Source organism: Vibrio sp. YT-17 (assembly GCF_033337375.1).
Classification (GTDB): domain Bacteria; phylum Pseudomonadota; class Gammaproteobacteria; order Enterobacterales; family Vibrionaceae; genus Vibrio; species Vibrio alginolyticus.
In genome coordinates this window covers 63015-86980 of the sequence record NZ_JAWOQP010000017.1, presented here as the reverse complement: position 1 = coordinate 86980, position 23966 = coordinate 63015, and the positions used below count along the sequence as shown (strand labels likewise).

The window sequence follows — 23966 nt, the reverse complement described above, 5'->3', positions numbered from 1 at the left end:
CCTGTATTGGATACATTCGATTCATCATTTTGTTTTTATAAATGGGAACATTCCCATTTCTTAATTTTAATATTGCCATTCGAAGACAAAAAACAAAATGGGAACAGTCCCATTAATTGAGAATGATCACAGTATAATTTTAGAGCAGATCGTTTTAGTGTGGATTAACAAACGATAGGCTGTTGAGTAAAGTGAACCACTTCCTCATCGCCATTTAATTGATTGATCAGCATGTTAGCGGACTTCTCACCTGCAAGGGTATAACCTGGGTCGACACTAAATACTTTAGGGAAAAGGAAAGAGAGCAATTCATTACCTCCAACACCTGTCACAACCACGTCTTCACGTCCTAACTCTTGAAGACGCTTAATCACGCCCAACGCGATGGTGTCACTGGCGCACACGATGGCCTGAGTGTCAGATTGAAGGACTTTGTCTACCAACTGATAAGCACTTTCATGGCTCAGCTTACCCGTCTGGAAACAAGGTGTAATTTGTTTGCGTTGACACCAAGCTTTATAAGCATTTAGACGAGCTAAGCCAGTGGTTTTGTCTTCAGGGTCAACACCAATATAAGCAATGCGAGATAAAGATTGCTGCTCAAGATGAGACAAAGCCATGTCTATCACACCTTGGTTGTCGTAGTTGATCGAAGAAACCATTTGCGTGTCCATCGCGATCACGACGATACGATTCCCCCACTCCGCCAATGCTCGCTCATCACATCCAGTAAAGCCAAACACGATCACCCCATCGACGTTGCGACGTTTAAGCACATCCAAATGTTCATTGGTTTTATCGCGATCGAATTGGCTCTCCATGATCACCGCATCATAACCAGCGGAATACAAAGCATTGAGCATTGTACCAACGGCGCGATTTTCTGATGGTGAATCTAAACGGGAGATGATAACCCCAATAACTTTTTGGCGGCCGCCACGCATTGATTGCGCAGATTTGGACGGCACATAACCAGATTCACGAATGATTTGCTCAACCTTCTCTCGCGTTTGCGGTTTTACCTTGGGATCATTGGTAAGCACACGGCTGACCGTCGATTTGCCCACGCCAGCCAATTTCGCGATATCAAGAATGGTGAGTTTTTTGCTCATAAGTGTTCAGACTAAAAGAAGGAATCAAACAAAAGGGAAGCAGCGGCTTCCCTTATCTCAGTCAGTAATGAAGATTACTTGTTTAAGTACGCAGGCACATCTGCAATGCTATCTAATACTACCGTTGCAATGGCTTCGCCCTGTTCCGTTACTGGCTTACCAGTGCGAACCAAAATCTTAGTGCCAACGCCTGCCGCTTCTGCTGCCATCATGTCTTCAGCTTTATCGCCGATCATCACAGATTTCTCCATGTCGATCTTCAAGAAGTCACGCGCAGAAATGAACATGCCTGGTTTTGGCTTACGGCACTCACAATCTTGCTTGTACTCGCCAATGCCATGTTCTGGATGATGTGGACAGTAATAGATACCATCGAACTCAACACCATTATCAGCAAAGTTCCAATCCATCCATTGAGTCAGAGACAAGAAACGGTCTTCACTGAATTTACCGCGTGCGATGCCCGATTGATTCGTCACTAACACTAGAAGGTAGCCTTTATCTTTTAGCGCTTTCGTCGCTTCAAATACACCATCAATGTACTCAAAATCATGTTCGTCATGAACGTAGCCGTGGTCAACGTTTATCACGCCATCACGATCGATAAAAACAGCAGGTTTTGCCAAAACGTATTTCTCTATTAACTCGGTTTAATCAGATTATTACATACCTTATAAACTTCAACACTATCTAATTCATTCTAGGCCTCGACAAAACGGTTGATTTGTTGGGCAAGAATCGGTAAATCTGAGGGTGCCCCGCCGTCTACCTCCTGCTTGTTATCTATACATCTTCGTTTTAAAACAGAACATCCATACATTTAGACGTCTAGACGTAAAAATATCTATTGACTTCATTCTGCTTAACCCATAGCATCAACTGAAAATTGAGATAAAGCTCAACATTAAGTTCTGTCAAAGGCCGTTTTTGACAGCGAAGTTCCCCGTATCTTTGGGCAGGTTGAAACATGATAGAAATAAAAAACGTCAATAAAGTGTTCTACCAAGGCAGTAAGGAAATCCTTGCCCTGAAAGACATTAACCTACACATCGACAAAGGCACCATCTTTGGTGTTATCGGTTCATCAGGTGCTGGTAAAAGTACGCTGATTCGCTGCGTAAACATGTTAGAAGCGCCGACCTCTGGTTCCATCATCGTTGATGGTGTGGATCTAACCAAACTCAGCAAAAAACAACTAGTCGAAACACGCCGTAACATTGGCATGATCTTCCAGCACTTTAACCTGCTTTCGTCTCGTACTGTGTTTGATAATGTAGCACTGCCACTAGAACTGGCAGGTAAAGACAAATCGCAAATCACAACAAAAGTAACTGAGTTGCTAAAGCTTGTAGGCTTAGCCGACAAACACGAGAGCTACCCATCTAACTTAAGTGGCGGCCAAAAACAGCGTGTGGCAATTGCTCGTGCATTGGCATCCGATCCTAGCGTGCTGCTTTGTGATGAGGCCACTAGTGCGCTAGACCCGGCAACAACTCAATCTATCCTTGAGTTATTGAAAGAGATCAACCGCAAACTCAACATCACGATTTTACTTATCACTCACGAAATGGAAGTCGTAAAAAGTATCTGTCACGAAGTAGCAATCATCGGTGGTGGTGAGCTGGTGGAAAAAGGCACCGTTGGCGATATTTTTGCGCACCCTAAGACAGAGCTAGCGCACCAATTCATTCGCTCAACGCTGGATCTTTCCATTCCTGAAGATTACCAAGCTCGTCTGCAAGCAGAGCGTGTTGATGGCAGCTACCCGTTGGTTCGCTTAGAGTTTACTGGCGCAACCGTCGATGCACCGTTAATGTCGCAAATTTCTCGTAAATACAATATTGATGTGAGTATTTTGAGTTCCGACCTTGATTACGCTGGTGGCGTGAAATTCGGCATGATGGTCGCAGAGCTATTTGGTAACGAAGAAGATGACAACGCAGCTCTTGAATACCTGCGTAAGCACAACGTAAAAGTAGAGGTACTTGGTTATGTCCTTTAATACGATTTCTGAATGGCTGAGCTTAAACAGCAAACTACTTTTAGGTGCAACGTGGGAAACGCTTTACATGGTTGCGGTTGCCGGATTAGTCGGCTTTGCTGTGGGTATTCCATTAGGCGTAATCCTCCATATTACTAAGAAAGGCGGCCTACTTGAAAACACCAAACTAAATAGCGGCTTAGGCGCTATCGTTAACATTGGTCGCTCAGTGCCATTCCTCGTACTGATGGTTGCGATTATTCCAGTGACAAAAATGCTGGTTGGAACCTTTATCGGCACAACCGCAGCAATCGTCCCACTGACTATTGGCGCCATTCCTTTTGTCGCTCGTCTCATTGAAGGTGCTTTATTAGAAGTACCGACAGGCTTGGTGGAAGCAGCGCAGTCAATGGGGGCGACACCAACACAGATCATCACAAAAGTTCTACTACCTGAAGCAATGCCGACTATTGTTAACTCAGTAACGATTACGTTGGTCACTCTCGTTAGCTACTCAGCTATGGCGGGTACGGTAGGCGGCGGCGGCCTAGGCGACGTAGCCATTCGTTACGGTTTCCACCGCTACGATGTAACTATCATGGCCGTGACTGTCGTGATGTTGATTGTTCTAGTACAGATTATTCAGTCTATCGGCGACGCAGTGGTGCGCCGTGTAGACCACAGATAAGCATCAAAAATACAAATTATAAGGAGATAAAGATGAAATTTAGCCTTAAAGGTCTTTTGACTGTAGCAACGGCCGCCTCTGCTCTTGCTCTAGCGGGTTGCGGCGACAAAGAAGTAGACGTAAACAAAGTAAAAGTTGGCGTTATTGCTGGTGCTGAAGCACAAGTAGCCGAAGTTGCCGCTAAAGTAGCAAAAGAGAAATACAACCTAGATGTTGAGCTAGTAACATTTACCGATTACGTAACACCAAACGCCGCTCTGGATGATGGTTCAGTAGACGCGAATGCGTTCCAGCACAAACCATACCTAGACCAACAAGTGAAAGACCGCGGCTACAAACTGGCTATCGCGGGTAACTCATTCGTTTACCCTATTGCTGGTTACTCAAAGCAAGTAAAATCAATTGATGAAATTCAAGATGGCGCACGCATCGCAGTACCAAACGACCCAACTAACCTAGGTCGCTCACTACTGCTTCTTGAGCAGCAAGGTTTAATTACGCTACGTGATGGCGTTGGTCTACTCGCTACAGTACGTGACATCGTAGGCAACCCTAAAAATATCGAAATCATTGAACTAGAAGCCCCACAGCTTCCACGTTCACTGGATGACGTAACGCTATCTATCATCAACACCACTTACGCAAGCTCTATCGACCTATCGCCAGAGCGTGACGGCGTGTTCGTTGAAGATAAAGACTCACCATACGTAAACCTAATTGTCGCTCGCGAAGAAAATGTTAATGCGCAAAACGTACAAAACTTCGTAAAAGCTTACCAAACGGAAGAAGTTTACGAAGCGGCAAAAGAGCTGTTCAAAGGCGGTGTTGTGAAAGGTTGGTAATCCCACTTTTCAAAACATGACTGAAAACAACGTTCTAAACATAAACGTTCTAAACACAAAAGGGCTGATGTGAAAACATCAGCCCTTTCTATTTGTCTATCTACCCATTTAAGTAGCTTCAATTCGCTACTTAAGATGGTCCCAAGAGATATTCGACACGATTCGGCAGTCATCACACTTAAAATGAAATATGTCATGTAGTGGCTCATCGAGTAGCCACTCGCCATCGCATTTTGGACACTTGCGCGCTTTCTCGCTCTCCAGCGACTGACCTCCGACACGATACTGGTAATAGTACGTAGGGATCTTCGTGATGTATTCGATACGGCCACGTAAGTCCCAACCTCGGCGAAACAGCACACTATCCACATCGCAAATTTCGTGCAGCGCCGCATGTTCCGCTCGGCAACCCCCTGCCATTTGGATTTCATCACACGCTTGCCACTCAGTCTGCCACTTAATGACGGCTTTATGGTCTCCATTAAGTGTTGGCTCATTGCGATACAAAGGAATTGGCAACAGGGTTTCACCACTTCGCAAAGGCGAACACGTATGAACATAAGTCGTGTACAACACTTGCCAGCTAGGTGTCTCTTCTTCGGCTGCTTGTTCTGAATTCAAATCACGCCCCAGCATACGCATTTTCGGAGCAAGCAAAGACGCATCCGACAAACGGTTCATGCACACTTTGACGAAATCTGAGTGATAACGTGGATGCAAGCTGTCTTGTTCTGGGCAAACAACACGAACGAAAAATTCACCTTCTCCCATCACTATCGGGAATTCACGACCTAATACTTGGCCGTTGTAACGCAGAGCATCCATCAAGCCATTAATGGCTTTGTCTACCGCGCTGACGGTGGTGTTATCAAAACACTCAAACTGCAACTCAACAACATACATACTTAGACGGCAGCCTCTAACTTATTCAAGAACTCAACCAATGAATCTGCCAATACATCACGTTTAGAGGTGCCCAAACGCTCTAGAATCACATTGCCAGTGAGGTTACAAATAGAAATCACATCCATTTCCTCATCTGTCGCTGCGATAAATACTGTTGGTTTAAGTTTCAAGCGGCGCTGCGTCACCAAATGACCAAGAATATTTTCTTGTAGACGCACGAAATCGTCATCGCTCCACACTTGCAGCAGCGTCAACGAATTACCTTGCCAAGTTGCCTCCATATCGGCGCAGTATTGAGAACCATAAAAGGCTTTAACATCATCTTGCAGTGACAACTCAATCGCATTTTCCACATTGGTGAAATCGGCCATTTCATCACGTGCGACCGCTTTCCAAAGCACCTTTCCATCACGCTTCTCTTCGACACAAGGAGAAACAAGCTCTGCAAGCTCTTCACTGCTTGGCAACTCATTGTGCTTAGCTTGCCAAGCTTGTTGGTAGCGCAGGCTGAACTCTTGTAGCGCCTGAGTAACGTTTTGGGTCATGAAGGTCTCCTCATTCCTTATTTATCAGATAGCCGTACTTGCCGGATGGCAATTGACCAGCGGATTCAGTAAAATTCTCGCCATTCTAATCGAAAACGACCACAAAGTATGAGCAAATATTCTGACGCTAAAGAGCTTGCTGGCCTAACACTAGGTAAAACGACCGAGTATGCGAACCAGTATGACCCAAGCTTGCTGCAACCAGTCCCTCGCAGCCTGAACCGAGATGACCTTCAGTTAGGCGATACTCTGCCTTTCATGGGGCACGACATTTGGACGCTGTATGAACTGTCTTGGTTAAATAGTAAAGGTTTACCACAAGTGGCCGTTGGCGAAGTATACATTCCAGCCACCAGCGCAAACTTGATTGAATCGAAGTCTTTCAAACTGTACTTAAACAGCTATAACCAAACCCGCTTTGCAAGCTGGGAAGAAGTGACTGAGCGTTTAACACAAGACCTTTCTGAATGCGCAGGTGAAAAGGTGCTGGTTGAGGTGAATCCAGTGACCCACTATACCAATCAACCTATCGTAACAATGGACGGTGAATGTATTGATGACCAAGACATTAACATCACCAGTTACGATTTCGATGCCGATTTGCTTGAAGGTGCAGCAGGTGAAGTACAAGTTGAAGAGGTGCTACATAGCCACCTATTGAAATCAAACTGTTTGATCACTAACCAGCCAGACTGGGGCAGCGTAGAAATTCGCTACCAAGGCGCAAAAATAGATCGTGAGAAGCTGTTACGTTACTTAGTGTCTTTCCGCGAGCACAATGAGTTCCACGAACAGTGTGTAGAGCGTATTTTTACGGATCTAATGAAATACTGCCAACCAAGCAAACTGACCGTATTTGCCCGCTATACGCGCCGTGGAGGCTTGGATATCAACCCTTACCGCTCAACGGAACAAGATAAGCCAGCTCACAATCACCGTATGGCTCGTCAGTAAGCGCATAGGCAACAGAAATAAGTTCGGCAATCTAAAGGGTTGCCGGACGTTTTTATTGTCCAAGCATGTTACTATATCAAATGGCTTCAACCCGCATTTAAACGGCTAATTGAGGCTTTTCGCCGTTATCGCCATATCTAAAAACAGTTCGAGGGAACGAAAGGATGTTTTGGGACAGTTCGCGTCTATTCAAGTTGATTGGCTTTCTTTGCTTGCTGTTTGTACAGCCACTTCATGCTACCATTTTATCGTCCGCGTTACTCAACGAAGCACAACAATTGGCGGAAATAGAGCCATCACAAGCAAAACAAGCGGCAACCAACTATTTGTCACAGCGTGAGCTAACAGAACGCAAAGAAAGTGACAGCCCTTCAGCCATGTCTCGCGACGAAACAGATCGTAGCGTTCGCACACCAAGCAGCACCATCGAAGCGCACAAGATTATCGCTCAGGCAGATTACGCCATGGGTAATGTTCGTTCGGCTATCGAGCACCTAAATAAAGCGGAACGCTTAGCGCAAGAATATCAATTGCCGTACATGGACTTAGATCTCCAGCTGATGCGCAACCAAATGATTTGGATGTACGACGAAAACTACTCAAAAGCGGAAGACACGCTTAACCAAATTGAACAACAGCTCGATGAAGCCGATGCCGTATTACAACGCACCGACAGCGTTCGCTACCGACTAGTGATGCAAAGAGCACTCCTCGCTTCACATAGTGGCGATATCATTAAAGCGGAAAACTTGTACTCTGAAGCAAAGACCATGCTTGACGATAGCCGCTCTGAGTTAGCCTTGATCGACTACTACACAGCCGTCGGCGAGTTTTACCTCAATAGCAAGAAATACAATTTGGCTTTGTCAGAGCTGCTATACGGTTATTGGCAATCTATTGAAAGTAACAGTGGTGCAAGATTAGCAAAAGTGAATCGCCTTTTGGCTAGGCTCTTCCAGGAGCGACGAGTGTACGACAAAGCGATCGAATACTTATCTCAAGCCGCAGATTTTTATGACTCTTACCCTAGCTCTCCGATCCTAGCGGACGTCCTAGAGCAAATGGGCGACATCTACTTTTATCAGGGTAAGTTTAACCTTGCGTTAGTGCATTACTTCAACGTGCTTGACCATGAAAGTACCAGTAAGAACATCAATAGAATCATTAAAATTCGCTTAAGCTTGGCGGCTACCTACCTACAACTCTATAACTACGCGCTAGCAGAGCAGTACTTAGACCGCTCTAAAGAGCTTTTAGAATACACCAATATTCCTAAGCTTGAAGCAAAGGCTGCCCTGCTTCAGTCAGGTCTGGCTTATCATCAAAATGACAGTAAAGACGTCATTACTAATGCTAAGCTGGCGTTAGCACTTGCTGAAAAGTCACCTGAAAATAACAACTTCATTAAGCAGCAGTCATACCGTTTACTTGGGTTGGGTTACGAGCAGGCAGGCGAATACAAACTTTCTCTGCAAGCTTATAAAAAATACACCAACCTCGTTCGTCTAGAACAAAAGCAGCTTAACCAAATCAGTGAGGATGCGTTCCGTCAGCAAAAAGAATTTGCCGAACAAACCATCCATTACATCGGTCAATCAGAACGCTTAGAGCAAGTGGAAAGAGAGCATCGTAAATTCCAGAAAATCTCATTTGCATTGTTTATTACTGTCTTGGTCATGTTTTTGTTCATTATGCGCCGTGGTGTCATTATGCAGCGCCAAGCAAGTGAAATCGAAAAACTGCGTAACGACCTCTTCACCCACTCTCGCTCTCGTTTACGTAACTTGCGTATGCTGAATGTTAAGCTTTCTCGCTCATTGAAAAAGTCGAGCGAAACTTTCGAGCAATGGCAAATGGGTGAACTGATCCACGAACCACTTAATGATCGCCTACGCTTTGTTATGATCGATTTGCCATTCTTACGAAGCATGTACGTCCATAACGGCTATAAGGCAGGTCTAGAACTAGAACGGGCATTTGGCGACTTCCTTGCGGAAAAAATAGAAAAACCGTCGCGTCTTTACCATTTCTCAGATGCGAACTTACTCTACATAGAACCGAACGCTGACCGTGATGCTTCTGCCGAAGTCATGTTCGAAAAATTCCAGACTTGGGTGGATGAGTTCGCACAGCAGCACAACGTCAATCGTATTATTCGTATGGGCATCAGCGATTATCCGTTCTTACCCCGAGCCTACACTGCAATTAACGATGAGGAATTACTCGATCTGTTATTGCTTGCTACTCACATCGCACGAGAAGTCAGCTTGAAGGATAAGCAAAGCCACTGGGTGTTCTTAAAAGCCATCGATAATGCGCCTGCTGCTAGCTTTGCAACAGGTAACATAAGAACTGCCTGTCAACATGCCATTAGCCAAGGCCTGATCAAGATCCATTCGTCCTACAAGAATGAGGACGACATCAAGAAAATATTAAAAAATGGATAATTAAACGCCTGTTGAACGTAATAACTAATGACGCTATAAAGTTTTTTGTTATTATCAGATAATTGTCAGTAGTACATGGACTTAACCGTAGTCACTTCATGGGAATCTTGGAATCCGATATTCAGTCGCAGCTGCATCAGCTGAGTTGTCAACTTGACCAACTCAGACTGACTCATCGTGATACTTCACTCAAATTCAAACGTGAACAACAAGTTCTTAAACGCGTTGTGGCATCATTGTCTTCAGCTTGCCAGGGTTCGAACACTCAGGTATCCAACTACCTATTTGAAATCCAACAAGAGCTGCAACATCAAAAAGATATCAGCACTCTTATCCCGCGTTTAGCGGTATTAGAGAGGATGCTCAAACAGCAGTCGAAGACGATGGATAAACAGAACGGTTACCTTGACGAACAAATCAAGCACAGTGGTGAAACACTGCAACGTGTCACTGGCTTACCTGCGCAGTTAAAACGTGAACTACGGAACCTGATGAGTTTCTCTGAAGTTCACGCCAGCAATAAAGCTGATCAAGCCACTAAGCTACTGAGTATTTACGAACGCGCTCTGAAAATCATTACGTCTAATTCACGTCTACATCTTAGTGAATTTGAAAACAATCCTGACAGATCTCAACTTGAATGCTTGGCCAGCGACCTTCAACATACTATTACAGAGCTGGATTTCGAGGGAGAATCAGGCGATAGATTGCTGGATATTCGCGCTAAGTTGCTCCTTGGCGTGAGTGCCGAGTCTCTCATTGAGCTTACGCTCTCAACGCTGAAATTGGTTGTCGAAGCAACAAAGTTCGAGCGCGAGGCGTCTAGCCAATTCCTTGATCAGCTGAACACTTCTCTCGCAAGTAACCTAAAAACCGTTCATCAGAACGTCGACCAGCATCATACCTACTTTGAACACCGCCAAGAGCTCAACACAGAAATGAACAGCTTGGTTGAATTAAGCCAAAAGTCACTTAATCAAGCTCAAGATATCGCGGTTGTGAAAAAAGAAATCACGCCTCTTCTCGAAAAAATGGCGTCGCTGACAGAGCGACTGAAAATGACGGAAGAGCGAGAGCAAGCGCTGCAAGAGCGGTTAAGTTACAGTAAGAACCAACTCGAAGCGGTATTTGAAACTACGCAAGATTATCGTCGACGCTTAGATGACCAAGCTCAGCGTATGTTGCTCGACCCGCTGACTAAAGTTTATAACCGCACTGCATTTAACGATCGACTAGAGCTAGAGTATCGCCGTTGGATTCGCTCTCAGCAAAACCTTCGTGTTGTGCTATTTGATGTAGACAACTTCAAAGCGGTGAATGATAGCTATGGTTATACGGCTGGCGATAAAGCGCTGAAGATCATCGCTCGTACTATTAACAAGCGCGTATCAGAAACGGAAACAGTGGCTCGCTTTGGTGGCGAGGAGTTTATTCTACTCGTCCCGGAACAATCTGAAGAATACACACTGGATCTGATTAAGCATATCCAGCGTGATATTAGCCAATTACCCTTTAAGTTCCGTGAGCAAAATATCATGATTACCTTAGCTGCTGTATCGACGTCTTTCAAAGAGTCCGATACGCCAGAGTATGTGCTCGATCGTCTTGGCAAGATGCTTGCGGACGCTAAAAAACGTGGAACAAACCAGCTTAACTGGAGCTAAGATTCGTACAAAAAGCGAGCAAACAAACCAAATTTGGTGCAATCTACGCTTTATAACCACCCATTTTCAACGAGTTATCACATTTCTTCCCTTTTAGTCTGCTAAGCTGTAAAAACCCAAGTCACTTCAAGATGATGTATTTATAAAAGGCAAATGTATCATCTTGAGGTTGCTTGGGAGTTGATAACCATAAAACCAAATCGGCCAACTACCTTTCATCAAACCATACGTATAACACCAAAAAGGTAAGTTGGTACTTTCCCTCAAATTAATGCAACACAAGGAGGCGTTATGATTACCCATATAAGCCCCGCTGGTAGCATGGACTTGCTATCTCAACTAGAAGTAGAGCGCTTAAAGAACACAGCCTCGAGTGAACTTTATCAGCTGTACCGTAATTGCACATTAGCGGTGTTGAACTCCGGTAGCCATACCGATAACTCGAAAGAACTGCTCGATAAATACCAATCGTTTGATGTCAACGTCGTGCGTCGTGAGCGTGGTATTAAGCTTGAGCTGACTAATCCGCCAGAGCACGCTTTTGTTGACGGCGAAATAATTAAAGGTATCCAAGAGCATCTGTTCTCCGTATTGCGTGATATCGTTTACGTAAACATGCATTTGGCAGACGCCCAGCGGCTCAACCTTACTAACCCAATTCACATTACGAACCTCGTGTTCGGCATTCTTCGTAATGCCAGAGCATTAACTCCAGGTATCGCACCGAATCTTGTCGTATGTTGGGGTGGTCACTCTATCAATGGAGTGGAGTATCAGTACACACGTGAAGTGGGTAACGAACTGGGCCTGCGTGAACTTAACATCTGCACAGGTTGCGGCCCTGGTGCAATGGAAGGGCCGATGAAAGGTGCAGCAATTGGGCACGCAAAGCAACGTTATACTCAGCAACGTTATCTTGGTTTAACCGAACCCTCGATTATTGCGGCCGAGCCACCAAACCCAATAGTAAATGAGCTGGTCATCATGCCCGACATCGAAAAGCGCTTGGAAGCTTTCGTCCGTATGGCTCATGGTATCGTTATTTTCCCAGGTGGCCCGGGCACAGCGGAAGAGCTACTGTACATTCTTGGCATCATGATGCACCCGGATAACGCCGATCAGCCAATGCCTATCGTATTAACAGGACCAAAAGAGAGTGAAGAGTACTTCCGCTCTATTGATGAGTTCATTCGCGACACACTTGGTGAGGAAGGGCAAAAGCACTACGAGATCATCATTGACGACCCGGCAGAAGTCGCTCGTATTATGAAACGCTCCATGGACTCGGTACGCCTTCACCGAAAAGAGAAAGGCGATGCGTACAGCTTTAACTGGTCATTGAAAATTGAGCCAAACTTCCAACTGCCATTTGAACCTACTCATGAGTCGATGGAACAATTGGATTTAAGCCTAGATCAAGAACCGCAAGTTTTAGCGGCCAACTTGCGTCAAGCCTTCTCTGGCATAGTGGCAGGTAACGTAAAGGCTGAAGGTATTCGAGAAATAGAACGTAGAGGGCCTTTCACCATTCATGGCGACGCAGTCCTCATGAAAAAACTCGATAAGTTGCTAAAAGACTTTGTCGAACAGCACCGAATGAAATTACCTGGCGGTTCAGACTACGAACCGTGTTATCGAATCGCTCACCCGGAAATTGGTGGTCGATAGTCAGGCTAGCATTCGTTACACTAGGGGCATTACGCCCCTTTTTTATTGCTAAGTCATTATGTCTATTCATCTTGTTATCATTGATGCCCTAAACCTGATCCGCCGAGTGCACTCAGCACAACCAGATCCAACCGACATAGCAAGAACCATAACCACAACGCAAAGAACCCTCACTCGCATTCTGTCAGAGGCCAACCCGACACACATCATCGCAGTTTTTGATCACCACGAACAAGACAGAGGTTGGCGCGCTGAAATTCTCCCTGACTATAAGCAAAACCGAAAACCAATGCCTCTGCCACTACTGCAAGGGTTAGATGCGATTCAACAAGCGTGGTGGGAGCAAGGTATTGATTCATTGCTGTCTGAAGGCGATGAAGCAGATGATTTGGTTGCTACACTCGCAACGAAAGTGGCCAGCCATGGTGAAAAAGTCACCATCGTTTCGACTGACAAAGGTTACTGCCAGCTACTTTCCCCTACCCTACAAATCCGTGATTATTTCCAACATCGTTGGTTAGATGAACCATTTATCGAAAAAGAGTTCGGCGTAAAACCAAGTCAACTAGCGGATTACTGGGGATTGACAGGGATAAGCTCTAGCCAGGTTCCGGGCGTACCTGGAATTGGCCCGAAAGCAGCGAAAGAGATTCTCACTCAGTTTGAGAGTATTGAAGCTGCCTACGCTAGTGAAGATCTCGTACCGAAATACCGTAAAAAATTGGATGAGCACATTGAGTCTGCTCGTTTATGTAAACGCGTCGCCGCTTTAAAGTGCGATATAGAACTAGGCTTTAACTTGCAAGATATTCGCTTTTTAGGGCCAAACAAAGCGGAGTAGTGTCCGATGGTAGTTTCACACCATGAAATCCGGCAGATATTAAAAAAGCGCCATTTGAAGGCGCTTTTTCTATTCTAATCACTATTCCCAAAAGACTCGGGGAATAAAGTTAGTAAGGTGAAATATTCGACAGACATTGGATATGAATCGTGATCTCTTCACGATCATGATACAAATGTTTAGCTTGTAGCTTGAACTTTACCTTATTATCAATGAGGAACTGCTTCAGATTTTCAAGGTCTTGCAGCACTTCGTCATAACGCCCTTTCATTGGCAGCTTAAGGTTAAAGATAGCCTCTTTTGCCCAACCTTTTAACAGCCACTGTCCCATCAGGTGAGCAACACGAGCTGGCTTTTCCACCATGTCACAAACAATCCATGTTACGTTCTTGCGGTCTGGTTCGAACTTAAAACCATCCACCATATGGTGTTTGATCTGGCCAGTTTCCATCAAACTGTCTGCCATCATGCCGTTATCAACGCAGTGAACGAACATTGAGCGCTTCACTAATTGGTACGTCCAACCGCCTGGACATGCACCTAAATCCACACCCCACATACCTGGTGCCAAACGCTCATCCCACTCTTCACGTGGAATAAAGACATGAAATGCTTCTTCCAGTTTAAGTGTTGAACGACTTGGGGCGTCTGCTGGGAATTTAAGGCGAGGGATACCCATGAAGAACTGTGAGTTGTTGTCAGTGTAAGAGTAACCAACGTAACAGTGGCCAGGCTCAACAAAGCAAATGTGCAGTACTGGTTTTTTCGCGTTATCTTTGTTCAGCATTAAGCCTTTGCCGCGCAACGCTTGACGCATTGGGACGGTAAACTTACGGCAGAATTTCAGTAGCTCTTTCGCTTCATTTGTATCTGGCGTTTCAATTCTCAAATCACCACAACGAGGGAATGCTTCGATGTCTGCTAGTTCATTCAAAATTGGACTAATTCGGTCATCACTTGGCAACGATTGAAACTCAGCTGCTACCGCAAACATTTGTCGAGCAAAAATTAAAGACTTAAAGTCTAAACCTCTCGCAAGTTTGTCGGCATCTCCATCTTGGTAACACTCGAAGACAACATAACCTGAGTTTCTCTTCACACGAGGGAAGCCATACACTTCCAACTGTGTCGCTTTGTCCTGAATTTCACCAGCACACTCTTTCTCAAAGCCAGAACGGCAATAGAGCATTAGTTGTTTCACTTGGAGACCTCTTTGATATTGAACGCAGCAAAAAAGAACAGACACCAACCAATCATGAACAGTAATCCTCCCACAGGAGTAATTGGCCCAAACCACTTAATGCCCGTCAGCGCCAGCGCGTAAAGACTGCCGCTAAAACAAAAGATGCCGATAATAAAGCAAATCGCCGCAATGAAAAAATATTTTTGTGCTTTTTGTCCCAAATTGAGCAGAAGCAGAATGGCACAAAACACAATCGCCAACGTGTGAATAAATTGATACAGAACTCCGGTCTCAAATACACCGAGCAAATAAGGGGCCAGTGTCGCTTTTAGCCCATGAGCAGCAAATGCTCCAAGAGCGACCGAAAGCAGCCCAGACAGACCAGAGAATGAGAGTAACCACTTACTTTTCACTGTACACCTCTTTTATAAACGCCGCTAACTGCTCTATCGCGAGTGCAATGTTACCCACTTCAGTATGACCTGAGCTCTTGCGCGGTTTGAAGCTGTGGTCACCATCAGGTAAAAAGCTCACCGTTACTTGTGACGAAAGGACGAAATCATCGAATTCCTCACGCTTACCAAAGGTGTCTCGTTCCCCTTGCAGAATCAGCGTAGGTTTCTCAATGGTTGCTAAGTGCTCGCCTTTGTATTTCTCTGGCTTTCCTTGCGGGTGAAATGGAAACCCTAAACAGGCAATGCCCGACACCAGCTCATTTTCAGCCAACAAGCTCGACATACGACCGCCCATTGACTTACCACCAATAACCACGGGAGAAGAAGTAAAGTGAGCGATCACTTCGCTGTATGCTTCGAGCAACTTTGGCGCGCGATCGGGCGGACGCTTTTTGCCATCTTCCGAACGTTTCACCATGTAAGGGAAATTAAAACGCACTACACGAATACCTTGCTCCACTAATCCTTTGGCGACCGCTGTCATGAAATCATGCTCCATCCCCGCACCTGCGCCGTGAGCAAAAATAAACAGCGGTCCGTTTTCAGGTCCCTCAGCTATCCAGTGATTCATCCAATACTTCCTCTTGTTCTTTTCTCGCGGTTGCTAACATCCAGTCTCTAAACGTTGCGATTCGGCCCATATCTGCCTGCTGTTCATGACACACCACATAGAATGCATTCTTAGATATCAACACCTCGTCGAATGGTGCAATGAGTCGTCCGGCTTCCATTTCAGGTTTGGCGAGTACGTTGTTACCGAGCGCGACCCCCTGACCGTGCGCAGCAGCCTGTAGCACCATCGTTGAGTGACTAAAAATAGGACCGTGGTTTACGTTGATGCCTTCAATGTTGTAATGACGAGCAAACTGCTTCCAGTCTTTACGCGAAGTATCGTGTAACAAAGTATGTAATTTGAGGTCACTTAAAGATTCTAATGGTTTGTTACCCAAAAGTAATGAAGGTGAACAAAGTGGGATCAAAAACTCTTGGTACAATTTATCTGCTCGCAAACCTGGCCAGTTCCCACGGCCATAGTAGATCGCCACATCAACATCATCAGTCAGTGAGCCTTCATCCATATCTACGGCTTTAATACGTACATCGATATCGGGCTCTTGAGCATTAAAATCGGCCAAACGAGGTACAAGCCATTGGATAGCAAAACTCGGCGGTAGGCTAATCGTCAATGCCCCTTTTTCGCTACGTTCCAACACCTTATCTGTCGCTTCCGCAATCGAGGTGAAAATATCTTTGATATCGAGAAAGTAACTTTGGCCTTCTTCTGTTAACAACAAAGAACGATTACGTCGACGGAAGAGCTTCAATGATAAGAACTCTTCAAGCGCTTTAATCTGGTGACTGACCGCGGCTTGAGTAACAAATAACTCTTCTGCTGCTCGTGTAAAACTGAGATGACGAGCAGCCGCTTCGAAGACTCGAAGCGAATTTAATGGAGGCAATCTGCGAGACATATGGGACCTCTAATAGGATTAGTTTTTTTAATCTGAAACATTATAAAATGTCCGTTGTCGAACAGCCAGATAAATTCTATATTTCACCCCGCAACACGGGCCTGAACGGCTTGATTTCTTTGGAAATCAATTGGCTTCGTTGTTGCGATGTTGTGTTTGCAAACTCGTATTTCGAGTTAGGTAGATTTCTACCATAATGTTTTGTCCACACTCCCTGTGACAAAACATATACTTCCTGTATTTATTTTTGACCTGTCTGTCAAATTTGTTACACCGCCTAAATTAGGCGGTGTTTTTTTATCTATCAAAAATCTCATCCGCATATCTGGCAGCAATATCACTTTATTACTCTTCTTTCGGATTAATTATCGTTATATCAACACAAAGTGTATGGCTTTGCGATGAGCCTCAACATTATGCTAAGTAATGGTTGTCTGTAACGCGATCAAAAACAAAAAAGGCGCAAATTGATGTCTCAATTTGCGCCTTTTAACGTATTTTATCAGTCAGCTATGGACGGTAAACTTTTACGTTGCTGAAGCCTTGCTCTTGCAAGTAAAGCGCTTGCAGACGGCTCATCACACCGCGGTCACAGTAAAGTAGGTATGTCATAGACTGGTCTAAGTCACCAAACTGTGTACCCAGCTTGTAGAAAGGGATATGTTTCACATCCACACCTTCGATTTCAAGTGGGTTATCGTCTTCCTCTTCAGGACTACGAATATCTAGCACAACCGCGTGCTCTTCTACCGCTTGAACTTGCTCTACTTCTGGTGCGGCTTGCTCAGACTCTTTCGCGATATCACGAATGTCCATCATGCGAGCTTCTTGAACCACTTGCTCAAGGATACTAAAGTCGAATTTCTCTTCTTCAGCTTCTAGCTTGCCTTTCACCGCTTTCACGGTTGGCTTCTTAGAGATAACACCACAGTATTCTGGCATTGTCTTTGCGAAATCTTCTGTGCCGATTTCACGTGCTAGATTGATGATGTCTTCTTTATCCCAGTTGATAAGTGGACGCAGAATCAGCGTGTCAGTTACGTTATCGATGTGGCGTAGATTGGTTAGCGTTTGGCTCGATACTTGACCTAGTGCTTCACCTGTTACCAATGCTTCGATCTTCATCTTCTGAGCGATCATGCCTGCTGCACGCATAAACATACGCTTCAAGATCACGCCCATTTGGCCGTCATCGACTTTCTCTAGGATTTCCGCAACCACAGGCTCGAAATCAACTGAGATAAAACGTACTTTTGCTGAAGAACCGTATTTGTTCCATAGGTAGTGAGAAACCTGCTTAACGCCGATTTCGTGTGCTGGACCACCTAAGTTAAAGAAGCAGTAATGTACTTTTGAACCACGCTTGATATGAAGATAGCTTGAAACACCAGAGTCGAAACCACCCGAGATCAGGCTTAACACGTCTTCTTGCGTACCCAGTGGGAAACCACCTAGGCCTTTATGACGAGACAATACTTGGTTTAGCTTGTCGTTCGAGACTTCTACCTTGATCGTCACGTCTGGGTTTCGTAGCTTAACACTAGCGCTTTCAATCGCTTGATTTAAACCACCGCCTACATAACGCTCTAGTTCAATAGAGGTAAAGTCATGCTTGCCACGACGCTTCGCACGTACAACAAAGGTTTTATTTTCGAGTGCAGCACGGTTGAGTTCTAGTACTTGCTCGAAGATATCGTGCAAGTCTTTAAATTCAGTTTGCTTCACTTCCAGTACGTGGTGAATGCCTGGTGTATGAGTCAAAACCTCAAGAACTTCAGCGTGGAATTCGTTACTCTCAGAGGTCACTTCAATGTGATCACGACGGTTAAATACCGCGACAGACTCCGTGCGGCTCTTAATGATGTTACGAATGTTGCACTCTAAAATCTTTGTGAAGCGCTTACGCACAGATTCACTTTTTACAAAAATTTCTGGATGGGGCTTTACAATAAATTTCATAGTCTAATTCGCAGGTTAGTTTCGCAATCAACAAAGAGTGACACTCAACTTCAATACTTCATACGCAGTAAAACCGCGTTTCAGTCACAAAAAGTAGTCTGAGCTCACTTTTAAGGCGCAAGATTATACACCCAAGCGGATTGGAAAAACAAAAAAAGCGAGCAATCTGCTCGCTTTCTTATCTCTTTACTGACTTAAAACTAAAGCCTAGTTATTGAATTACCGGCACTTCTTCACTGTAGAGAGGCTCGCCTTGCATAATGCTGATTTCAACCCGTCGGTTAAGCGCGCGATTTTCATCAGAATCATTCGGTAACAAGGGTTCCGTATCCGCCATGCCTCGTACTCTTAAACGTTGATGAGAGAAGCCTCTCACTTTCTCCATCTCTTGCGCGACTGATACTGCACGCTGAGAAGAGAGATCCCAGTTAGAACGATAAAGTTCCGAGTCTAGCGGTCGATTGTCTGTATGGCCAGATACTCGCACAATGCCTGGCACGTCTTTTACTAGCTCTGCAATCTGACGAACTAAAGGACGAAACTTAGGCTGCAAGAAGGCCGAACCTTCTGGGAATGCACCTTTTTCACGCATACGTATAACAATCTGCTGACCGAGGTTTTCAACTTCAATGGCGCCTTGTTCAATCTCTCGCTCTAAGGCTTTCTTGATGCTTTCCATCAAGGTTTCCATCTCTTGCGACATCTCTTTAGATTGCTGTTGTTGCATGTCCGCTTCGGCAGACTCATTGTTTTGAGTTGACGTTTCTGGCGATTGCCCACCCGTTAACTTGCCTTCATCACGTTTTGTGCCACCAGCTCGATCAGACTCCCCTTCATGAAATTCGAGCGTCTGCTGAGTGATGTCCATGGTTTGCTGCATGATGACATCAATCGGAGTTGGTTCCGGCCGACCCGGTCGAAACTCTTGGGCAATAATACTAGTACCTTTGGGAATGTCTTTCACTTCAAGCTGATTTTGCACACCGAAGGCAAATTTCATTGATCCTGCAATTTGTTTGAACTTCAGTACATCCATCTCAGAAAACGAGAGCAGAAGAACAAAGAAACACATCAGTAGCGACATCAAATCTGCGAATGTCCCCATCCATAACGGGAGGCCAGGTGGCGGACAATCGCATTTGTTATCTTCATCATCCATCACGACTCTCCAAGTTACTCGTCAATCTCAAGGGCACGTTTACCTTCATTGAGGTAGTTCTTCAAGTAACTATCGATCACTCGCGGGTTTTGGCCATCTTGAATCGCTAATACGCCATCCATGATCAAACGGCGATTTAGCGTTTCTTGGTCACGGCGAAGAGAAAGCTTATCCGCAATAGGGAAAAACACCATATTGGACAGGATCGCGCCATACAATGTGGTCAAGAGTGCAACGGCCATTGCTGGTCCAATCGCTTTAGGGTCATCCATGTTTGAAAGCATCGCAACAAGACCAACCAAGGTGCCAATCATTCCCATCGCAGGAGCAACGTCGCCAAAGGCGCGAAATACGCCAGTACCTTGCGTATGTCGTTCATCCGTAAGCGCGATGTCTTTTTTGAGTGCCGCTCTCACAACGTCGGCATCATGGCCATCAACCAGTAGATCAATGCCTTTCTGCATGAATGTGTTGTTTATTTCCATCTCTTCAAGAGCAAGAAAACCACCTTTACGCGCCGCGTCGGCCATTTCCACAATTTTTGCGATCAGGTCTTCGGGTTCATCCGCTTTAAACATGAAGGCTTTGCCAGCAATCTTTGTCGCACCAAAAAACTGTCCCATTGTGAACTTCATCAACACGACGAATATTGAGCCACCAACGACAATAAGGATCGACGTGACATCGACAAACATGCCGATGCTGCCACCAAGCACCATCGCCATAATGACGAATGCAAAACCACCAATCAAACCTAATAGGGTTGCTAAATCCACAAAGCACTCCTCACGCTATACTCAAATACTGCCATTGGGCGGATTATTACCTGTATCGACAACTCGCGCAGAATTTTTAGAAAAATCTTAGCTAATGGATCACAAATTACACCTAACAACCTCAACCAAAATATGGGGTTTCACCGCTTAGACTCGTTGAACGCTAATTTTGTGACAATTATATAAGGTTAAATTTGACCAAGTTACTAGGCTAAGGTAACTTTCGTGCATCTTACCCGAGGCTTGATTAAGGCAGAAAAAAGATGGCGGTCAAGAAACCAGAAAACATGACCTTTGAAGCAACCATTGAAGAGCTTGATAGCTTGGTTGATCAATTAGAAAATGGCGATCTTGCTCTAGATGATGCCCTGCGTAAGTTTGAACGAGGCATTGCCTTAGCTCGTGCAGGCCAAACTAAATTAAGCGACGCCGAACAGCGCGTGAGCATTCTTCTTAGTGAAGATGATGAAGCACCACTGAGTGACTTCAAACCAGATTCAGAATAACAATCAGTAGTGAGCAATGTGATGCAACAGACATTGACGTCTTTTCAACAAAGAAACAATCAGCAATTGAATTTGTGGCTCGATCAGCTTCCATATCAAGAGCAGCCATTGATTCAAGCAATGAAATACGGCCTTTTGCTAGGTGGAAAACGCGTTCGCCCTTTTCTTGTTTACATCACAGGTCAAATGCTCGGCTGTAAACCTGAAGACTTAGACACCCCCGCCGCTGCTATCGAATGTATACATGCCTACTCACTCATTCATGATGATCTGCCAGCCATGGACGATGATGAACTGCGTCGAGGTCAACCAACTTGTCATATTAAGTTTGATGAAGCAACCGCAATACTGACAGGTGATGCACTACAAACCCTTGCCTTCACTATTATTGCTGATGGTCAATTAAGCCCGGCGGCAGAAGCTCAACGCATCAACATGATCAAAGCATTAGCGCATTCTTCTGGTGCTAGCGGCATGTGTGTAGGGCAAGCCTTAGATTTAGGCGCGGAAAATCGCCAAGTTTCTCTTGAAGAAATGGAAGAGATACACCGTAAAAAAACCGGAGCTCTGATTGATTGTGCGGTAAAATTAGGTGCATTAGCTGCTGGTGAGAAAGGTATCGAGGTTCTACCTCACTTGGAGCGCTACTCAAAAGCAATTGGTTTGGCGTTTCAGGTTCAAGACGATATTCTTGATATCATCAGTGACACAGAAACACTGGGTAAGCCTCAAGGTTCCGACCAAGGTCTGAATAAGAGCACTTATCCTTCCCTGCTGGGTTTAGAGGGAGCCATAGAGAAAGCTCACACTCTGTTACAGGAAGCACTTCAAGCATTGGAAGCTATCCCATACAATACTCAGTTACTCGAAGAGTTCGCCCGATATGTCATCGAGCGCAAAAATTAACACTATAAGCGCGCATTTATATGACTCTTGATATTTCAAAGTACCCAACACTGGCGTTAGCAAATACACCGGAAGAATTACGTCTTCTTCCGAAAGAAACATTACCAAATCTGTGTGATGAACTGCGAACGTATCTGCTAAATTCAGTGAGCCAATCTAGCGGACACTTAGCGTCTGGCTTAGGCACCGTAGAGCTAACTGTCGCTCTGCATTATGTTTACAACACCCCTATCGACAAATTGATCTGGGATGTTGGTCATCAGGCTTACCCGCACAAAATCCTCACCGGACGTCGCGATAAAATGCCAACAATTCGCCAAAAGGATGGTCTACACCCTTTCCCTTGGCGTGAAGAAAGTGAATATGACACCTTATCTGTCGGCCACTCTTCGACATCGATTAGTGCAGGCCTTGGCTTGGCCATCAGCGCACAAAAAGAAGGCAAAGGCCGTAAAATTGTCAGTGTGATTGGCGATGGCGCAATTACAGCAGGCATGGCATTCGAAGCCATGAACCACGCTGGCGACGTTCATCCTGATATGTTGGTGATTTTGAACGACAACGAAATGTCGATTTCAGAAAACGTCGGCGCCCTGAATAACCACCTTGCAAAGGTACTTTCTGGTAGCTTATACACTTCTATCCGTGAAGGCGGCAAGAAAGTGCTGTCTGGTGTTCCACCTATTAAAGAGTTGGTTCGCCGTACGGAAGAGCACCTAAAAGGCATGGTGGTGCCTGGTACTCTGTTCGAAGAGTTCGGCTTTAATTACATTGGCCCGGTTGATGGGCACGACGTCAATGAACTCGTCAAAACGCTGAAAAATATGCGTGAGCTTAAAGGTCCTCAATTCCTACACATCATGACCAAGAAAGGCAAAGGTTATGAGCCTGCCGAGAAAGATCCTATCGGCTACCATGCAGTGCCGAAGTTCGCACCGGCAAACAATAGCTTACCGAAGAGCAGTGGCGGTAAGCCAACTTACTCAAAGATCTTCGGTGACTTTTTATGTGACATGGCGGCCCAAGATCCTAAGCTAATGGCAATTACGCCAGCAATGCGCGAAGGATCAGGTATGGTGCGTTTCTCAAAAGAGTACCCAGACCAATACTTTGATGTGGCGATTGCTGAGCAGCACGCAGTGACACTGGCAACAGGCATGGCAATTGCGGGCGATCATCCAATCGTTGCTATCTATTCGACTTTCTTGCAACGTGGTTATGACCAATTGATCCACGACATCGCGATCATGGACTTACCAGTGATGTTTGCGATCGACCGCGCAGGTCTCGTTGGCGCAGATGGTCAAACTCACCAAGGTGCGTTCGATTTGAGCTTTATGCGCTGTATTCCGAACATGGTGATCATGGCGCCAAGTGACGAAAACGAATGTCGACAAATGCTTTACACTGGCCATAAGCATTCTGGCCCGAGTGCGGTTCGATACCCTCGTGGTAGCGGCATGGGCGTAGAAATCGAAACTGAGTTTACGGCGTTAGAAATCGGTAAAGGGCGCATGGTTCGCCAAGGTGAAAAAGTTGCTATTCTGAACTTTGGTACTTTCTTGGGTAACGCGCTAGAAGCGGCAGAATACCTTAACGCCACTGTTGCTGATATGCGCTTTGTGAAGCCGCTCGATGAGGCATTGATTCGTCAATTAGCCGCAGATCATGACGTGCTCGTGACGTTAGAAGAAAATGTTATCGCGGGTGGTGCTGGTGCTGGTGTCGTTGAGTTCATGATGAAAGATAAAATCATTAAACCTGTGTTGAACCTAGGTTTACCAGATGAGTTTATTCATCAGGGAACACAAGATGAACTGCATGAAGAGCTTGGTCTCGATGCAAAAGGAATTGAAAAATCCATCTTGGATTATTTAGCAAAATAGAATGTAAAAAGGGATG

Annotated in this window: 22 protein-coding genes; 11 read left to right on the top strand and 11 right to left on the bottom strand. The window is 45.2% G+C overall.

What is annotated here, in order from left to right:
* Positions 1-164 precede the first annotated feature (164 nt).
* A complete protein-coding gene (gene treR, locus R7F67_RS16640; protein ID WP_054576934.1) occupies positions 165-1112 on the bottom strand; it encodes a trehalose operon repressor TreR in 948 nt (315 codons plus the stop codon).
* Between the two features lie 74 nt (positions 1113-1186).
* Positions 1187-1738: a D-glycero-beta-D-manno-heptose 1,7-bisphosphate 7-phosphatase gene (gene gmhB / locus R7F67_RS16635; RefSeq protein ID WP_005381961.1), complete on the bottom strand. Its 552-nt coding sequence runs from the start codon at positions 1736-1738 to the stop codon at positions 1187-1189.
* 341 nt (positions 1739-2079) lie between these two features.
* Here gmhB and metN point away from each other — a divergent pair, with 341 nt between their 5' ends.
* The 3 genes from metN to R7F67_RS16620 are packed head-to-tail and all read left to right on the top strand — an operon-like array spanning position 2080 to position 4623.
* Positions 2080-3114: a methionine ABC transporter ATP-binding protein MetN gene (gene metN, locus R7F67_RS16630; RefSeq protein WP_005381962.1), complete on the top strand. Its 1035-nt coding sequence runs from the start codon at positions 2080-2082 to the stop codon at positions 3112-3114.
* Positions 3104-3781, top strand: a complete 678-nt coding sequence (locus tag R7F67_RS16625; protein WP_005383604.1) for a methionine ABC transporter permease — start codon at positions 3104-3106, stop codon at positions 3779-3781. The genes metN and R7F67_RS16625 overlap by 11 nt, the downstream gene beginning before the upstream one ends.
* A gap of 32 nt (positions 3782-3813) precedes the next feature.
* Complete coding sequence (locus R7F67_RS16620; RefSeq protein WP_005381966.1) at positions 3814-4623, top strand: MetQ/NlpA family lipoprotein; 810 nt, start codon at positions 3814-3816, stop codon at positions 4621-4623.
* Between the two features lie 126 nt (positions 4624-4749).
* Here R7F67_RS16620 and R7F67_RS16615 read toward each other — a convergent pair whose 3' ends face one another.
* Together R7F67_RS16615 and syd are read right to left on the bottom strand one after the other, a co-directional pair.
* Positions 4750-5526 carry a Zn-ribbon-containing protein gene (locus R7F67_RS16615; protein ID WP_005383605.1) on the bottom strand — a complete coding sequence of 259 codons (777 nt, stop codon included), beginning with the start codon at positions 5524-5526 and terminating at the stop codon, positions 4750-4752.
* 2 nt (positions 5527-5528) lie between these two features.
* Positions 5529-6074: a SecY-interacting protein gene (gene syd / locus R7F67_RS16610; protein WP_005381970.1), complete on the bottom strand. Its 546-nt coding sequence runs from the start codon at positions 6072-6074 to the stop codon at positions 5529-5531.
* A gap of 108 nt (positions 6075-6182) precedes the next feature.
* On the opposite strand from syd, the gene queF reads away from it, so the two are divergent.
* From queF to xni, 5 genes are all read left to right on the top strand, one after another.
* Positions 6183-7028: an NADPH-dependent 7-cyano-7-deazaguanine reductase QueF gene (gene queF / locus R7F67_RS16605; protein ID WP_005383608.1), complete on the top strand. Its 846-nt coding sequence runs from the start codon at positions 6183-6185 to the stop codon at positions 7026-7028.
* Positions 7029-7192: 164 nt separating this feature from the next.
* A complete protein-coding gene (locus R7F67_RS16600; RefSeq protein WP_017635678.1) occupies positions 7193-9475 on the top strand; it encodes a tetratricopeptide repeat protein in 2283 nt (760 codons plus the stop codon).
* Between the two features lie 98 nt (positions 9476-9573).
* Positions 9574-11139 (top strand): sensor domain-containing diguanylate cyclase, encoded by a 1566-nt coding sequence (locus tag R7F67_RS16595; protein WP_005381978.1) that lies wholly within the window; start codon positions 9574-9576, stop codon positions 11137-11139.
* A gap of 291 nt (positions 11140-11430) precedes the next feature.
* Positions 11431-12807: a nucleotide 5'-monophosphate nucleosidase PpnN gene (ppnN, locus tag R7F67_RS16590; protein ID WP_005383611.1), complete on the top strand. Its 1377-nt coding sequence runs from the start codon at positions 11431-11433 to the stop codon at positions 12805-12807.
* 58 nt (positions 12808-12865) lie between these two features.
* Positions 12866-13648: a flap endonuclease Xni gene (gene xni / locus R7F67_RS16585; RefSeq protein WP_005381982.1), complete on the top strand. Its 783-nt coding sequence runs from the start codon at positions 12866-12868 to the stop codon at positions 13646-13648.
* A gap of 109 nt (positions 13649-13757) precedes the next feature.
* On the opposite strand, the gene rlmM is transcribed toward xni, so the two are convergent.
* From rlmM to pomA, 7 genes are all read right to left on the bottom strand, one after another.
* Positions 13758-14849, bottom strand: a complete 1092-nt coding sequence (gene rlmM, locus R7F67_RS16580; protein WP_017820611.1) for a 23S rRNA (cytidine(2498)-2'-O)-methyltransferase RlmM — start codon at positions 14847-14849, stop codon at positions 13758-13760.
* The gene (locus tag R7F67_RS16575; RefSeq protein ID WP_047010151.1) at positions 14846-15244 is read right to left on the bottom strand and encodes a DUF423 domain-containing protein; all 399 of its coding nucleotides are present in this window, start codon (positions 15242-15244) and stop codon (positions 14846-14848) included. The genes rlmM and R7F67_RS16575 overlap by 4 nt, the downstream gene beginning before the upstream one ends.
* Complete coding sequence (locus tag R7F67_RS16570; RefSeq protein WP_054576935.1) at positions 15234-15857, bottom strand: alpha/beta family hydrolase; 624 nt, start codon at positions 15855-15857, stop codon at positions 15234-15236. The genes R7F67_RS16575 and R7F67_RS16570 overlap by 11 nt, the downstream gene beginning before the upstream one ends.
* Entirely contained in the window at positions 15838-16758 is a 921-nt protein-coding gene (locus R7F67_RS16565; RefSeq protein WP_005383616.1) for a transcriptional regulator GcvA, read from the bottom strand. Before R7F67_RS16565 ends, R7F67_RS16570 begins: the two co-directional genes overlap by 20 nt.
* 510 nt (positions 16759-17268) lie before the next feature.
* Positions 17269-18717, bottom strand: a complete 1449-nt coding sequence (thiI, locus tag R7F67_RS16560) for a tRNA uracil 4-sulfurtransferase ThiI (RefSeq protein ID WP_053302994.1) — start codon at positions 18715-18717, stop codon at positions 17269-17271.
* A gap of 211 nt (positions 18718-18928) precedes the next feature.
* A complete protein-coding gene (locus R7F67_RS16555) occupies positions 18929-19876 on the bottom strand; it encodes a flagellar motor protein MotB (protein ID WP_042521210.1) in 948 nt (315 codons plus the stop codon).
* Positions 19877-19890: 14 nt separating this feature from the next.
* Positions 19891-20652: a flagellar motor protein PomA gene (gene pomA / locus R7F67_RS16550; RefSeq protein WP_005381564.1), complete on the bottom strand. Its 762-nt coding sequence runs from the start codon at positions 20650-20652 to the stop codon at positions 19891-19893.
* Between the two features lie 263 nt (positions 20653-20915).
* Here pomA and xseB point away from each other — a divergent pair, with 263 nt between their 5' ends.
* From xseB to dxs, 3 genes are read left to right on the top strand one after another with little or no spacing between them, the layout of a single operon-like run.
* Entirely contained in the window at positions 20916-21158 is a 243-nt protein-coding gene (gene xseB / locus R7F67_RS16545) for an exodeoxyribonuclease VII small subunit (protein WP_005381566.1), read from the top strand.
* 21 nt (positions 21159-21179) lie between these two features.
* Complete coding sequence (gene ispA / locus R7F67_RS16540; protein WP_005383621.1) at positions 21180-22064, top strand: (2E,6E)-farnesyl diphosphate synthase; 885 nt, start codon at positions 21180-21182, stop codon at positions 22062-22064.
* Between the two features lie 20 nt (positions 22065-22084).
* The gene (gene dxs / locus R7F67_RS16535) at positions 22085-23950 is read left to right on the top strand and encodes a 1-deoxy-D-xylulose-5-phosphate synthase (protein ID WP_104975928.1); all 1866 of its coding nucleotides are present in this window, start codon (positions 22085-22087) and stop codon (positions 23948-23950) included.
* The last annotated feature ends 16 nt before the right edge of the window (positions 23951-23966 follow it).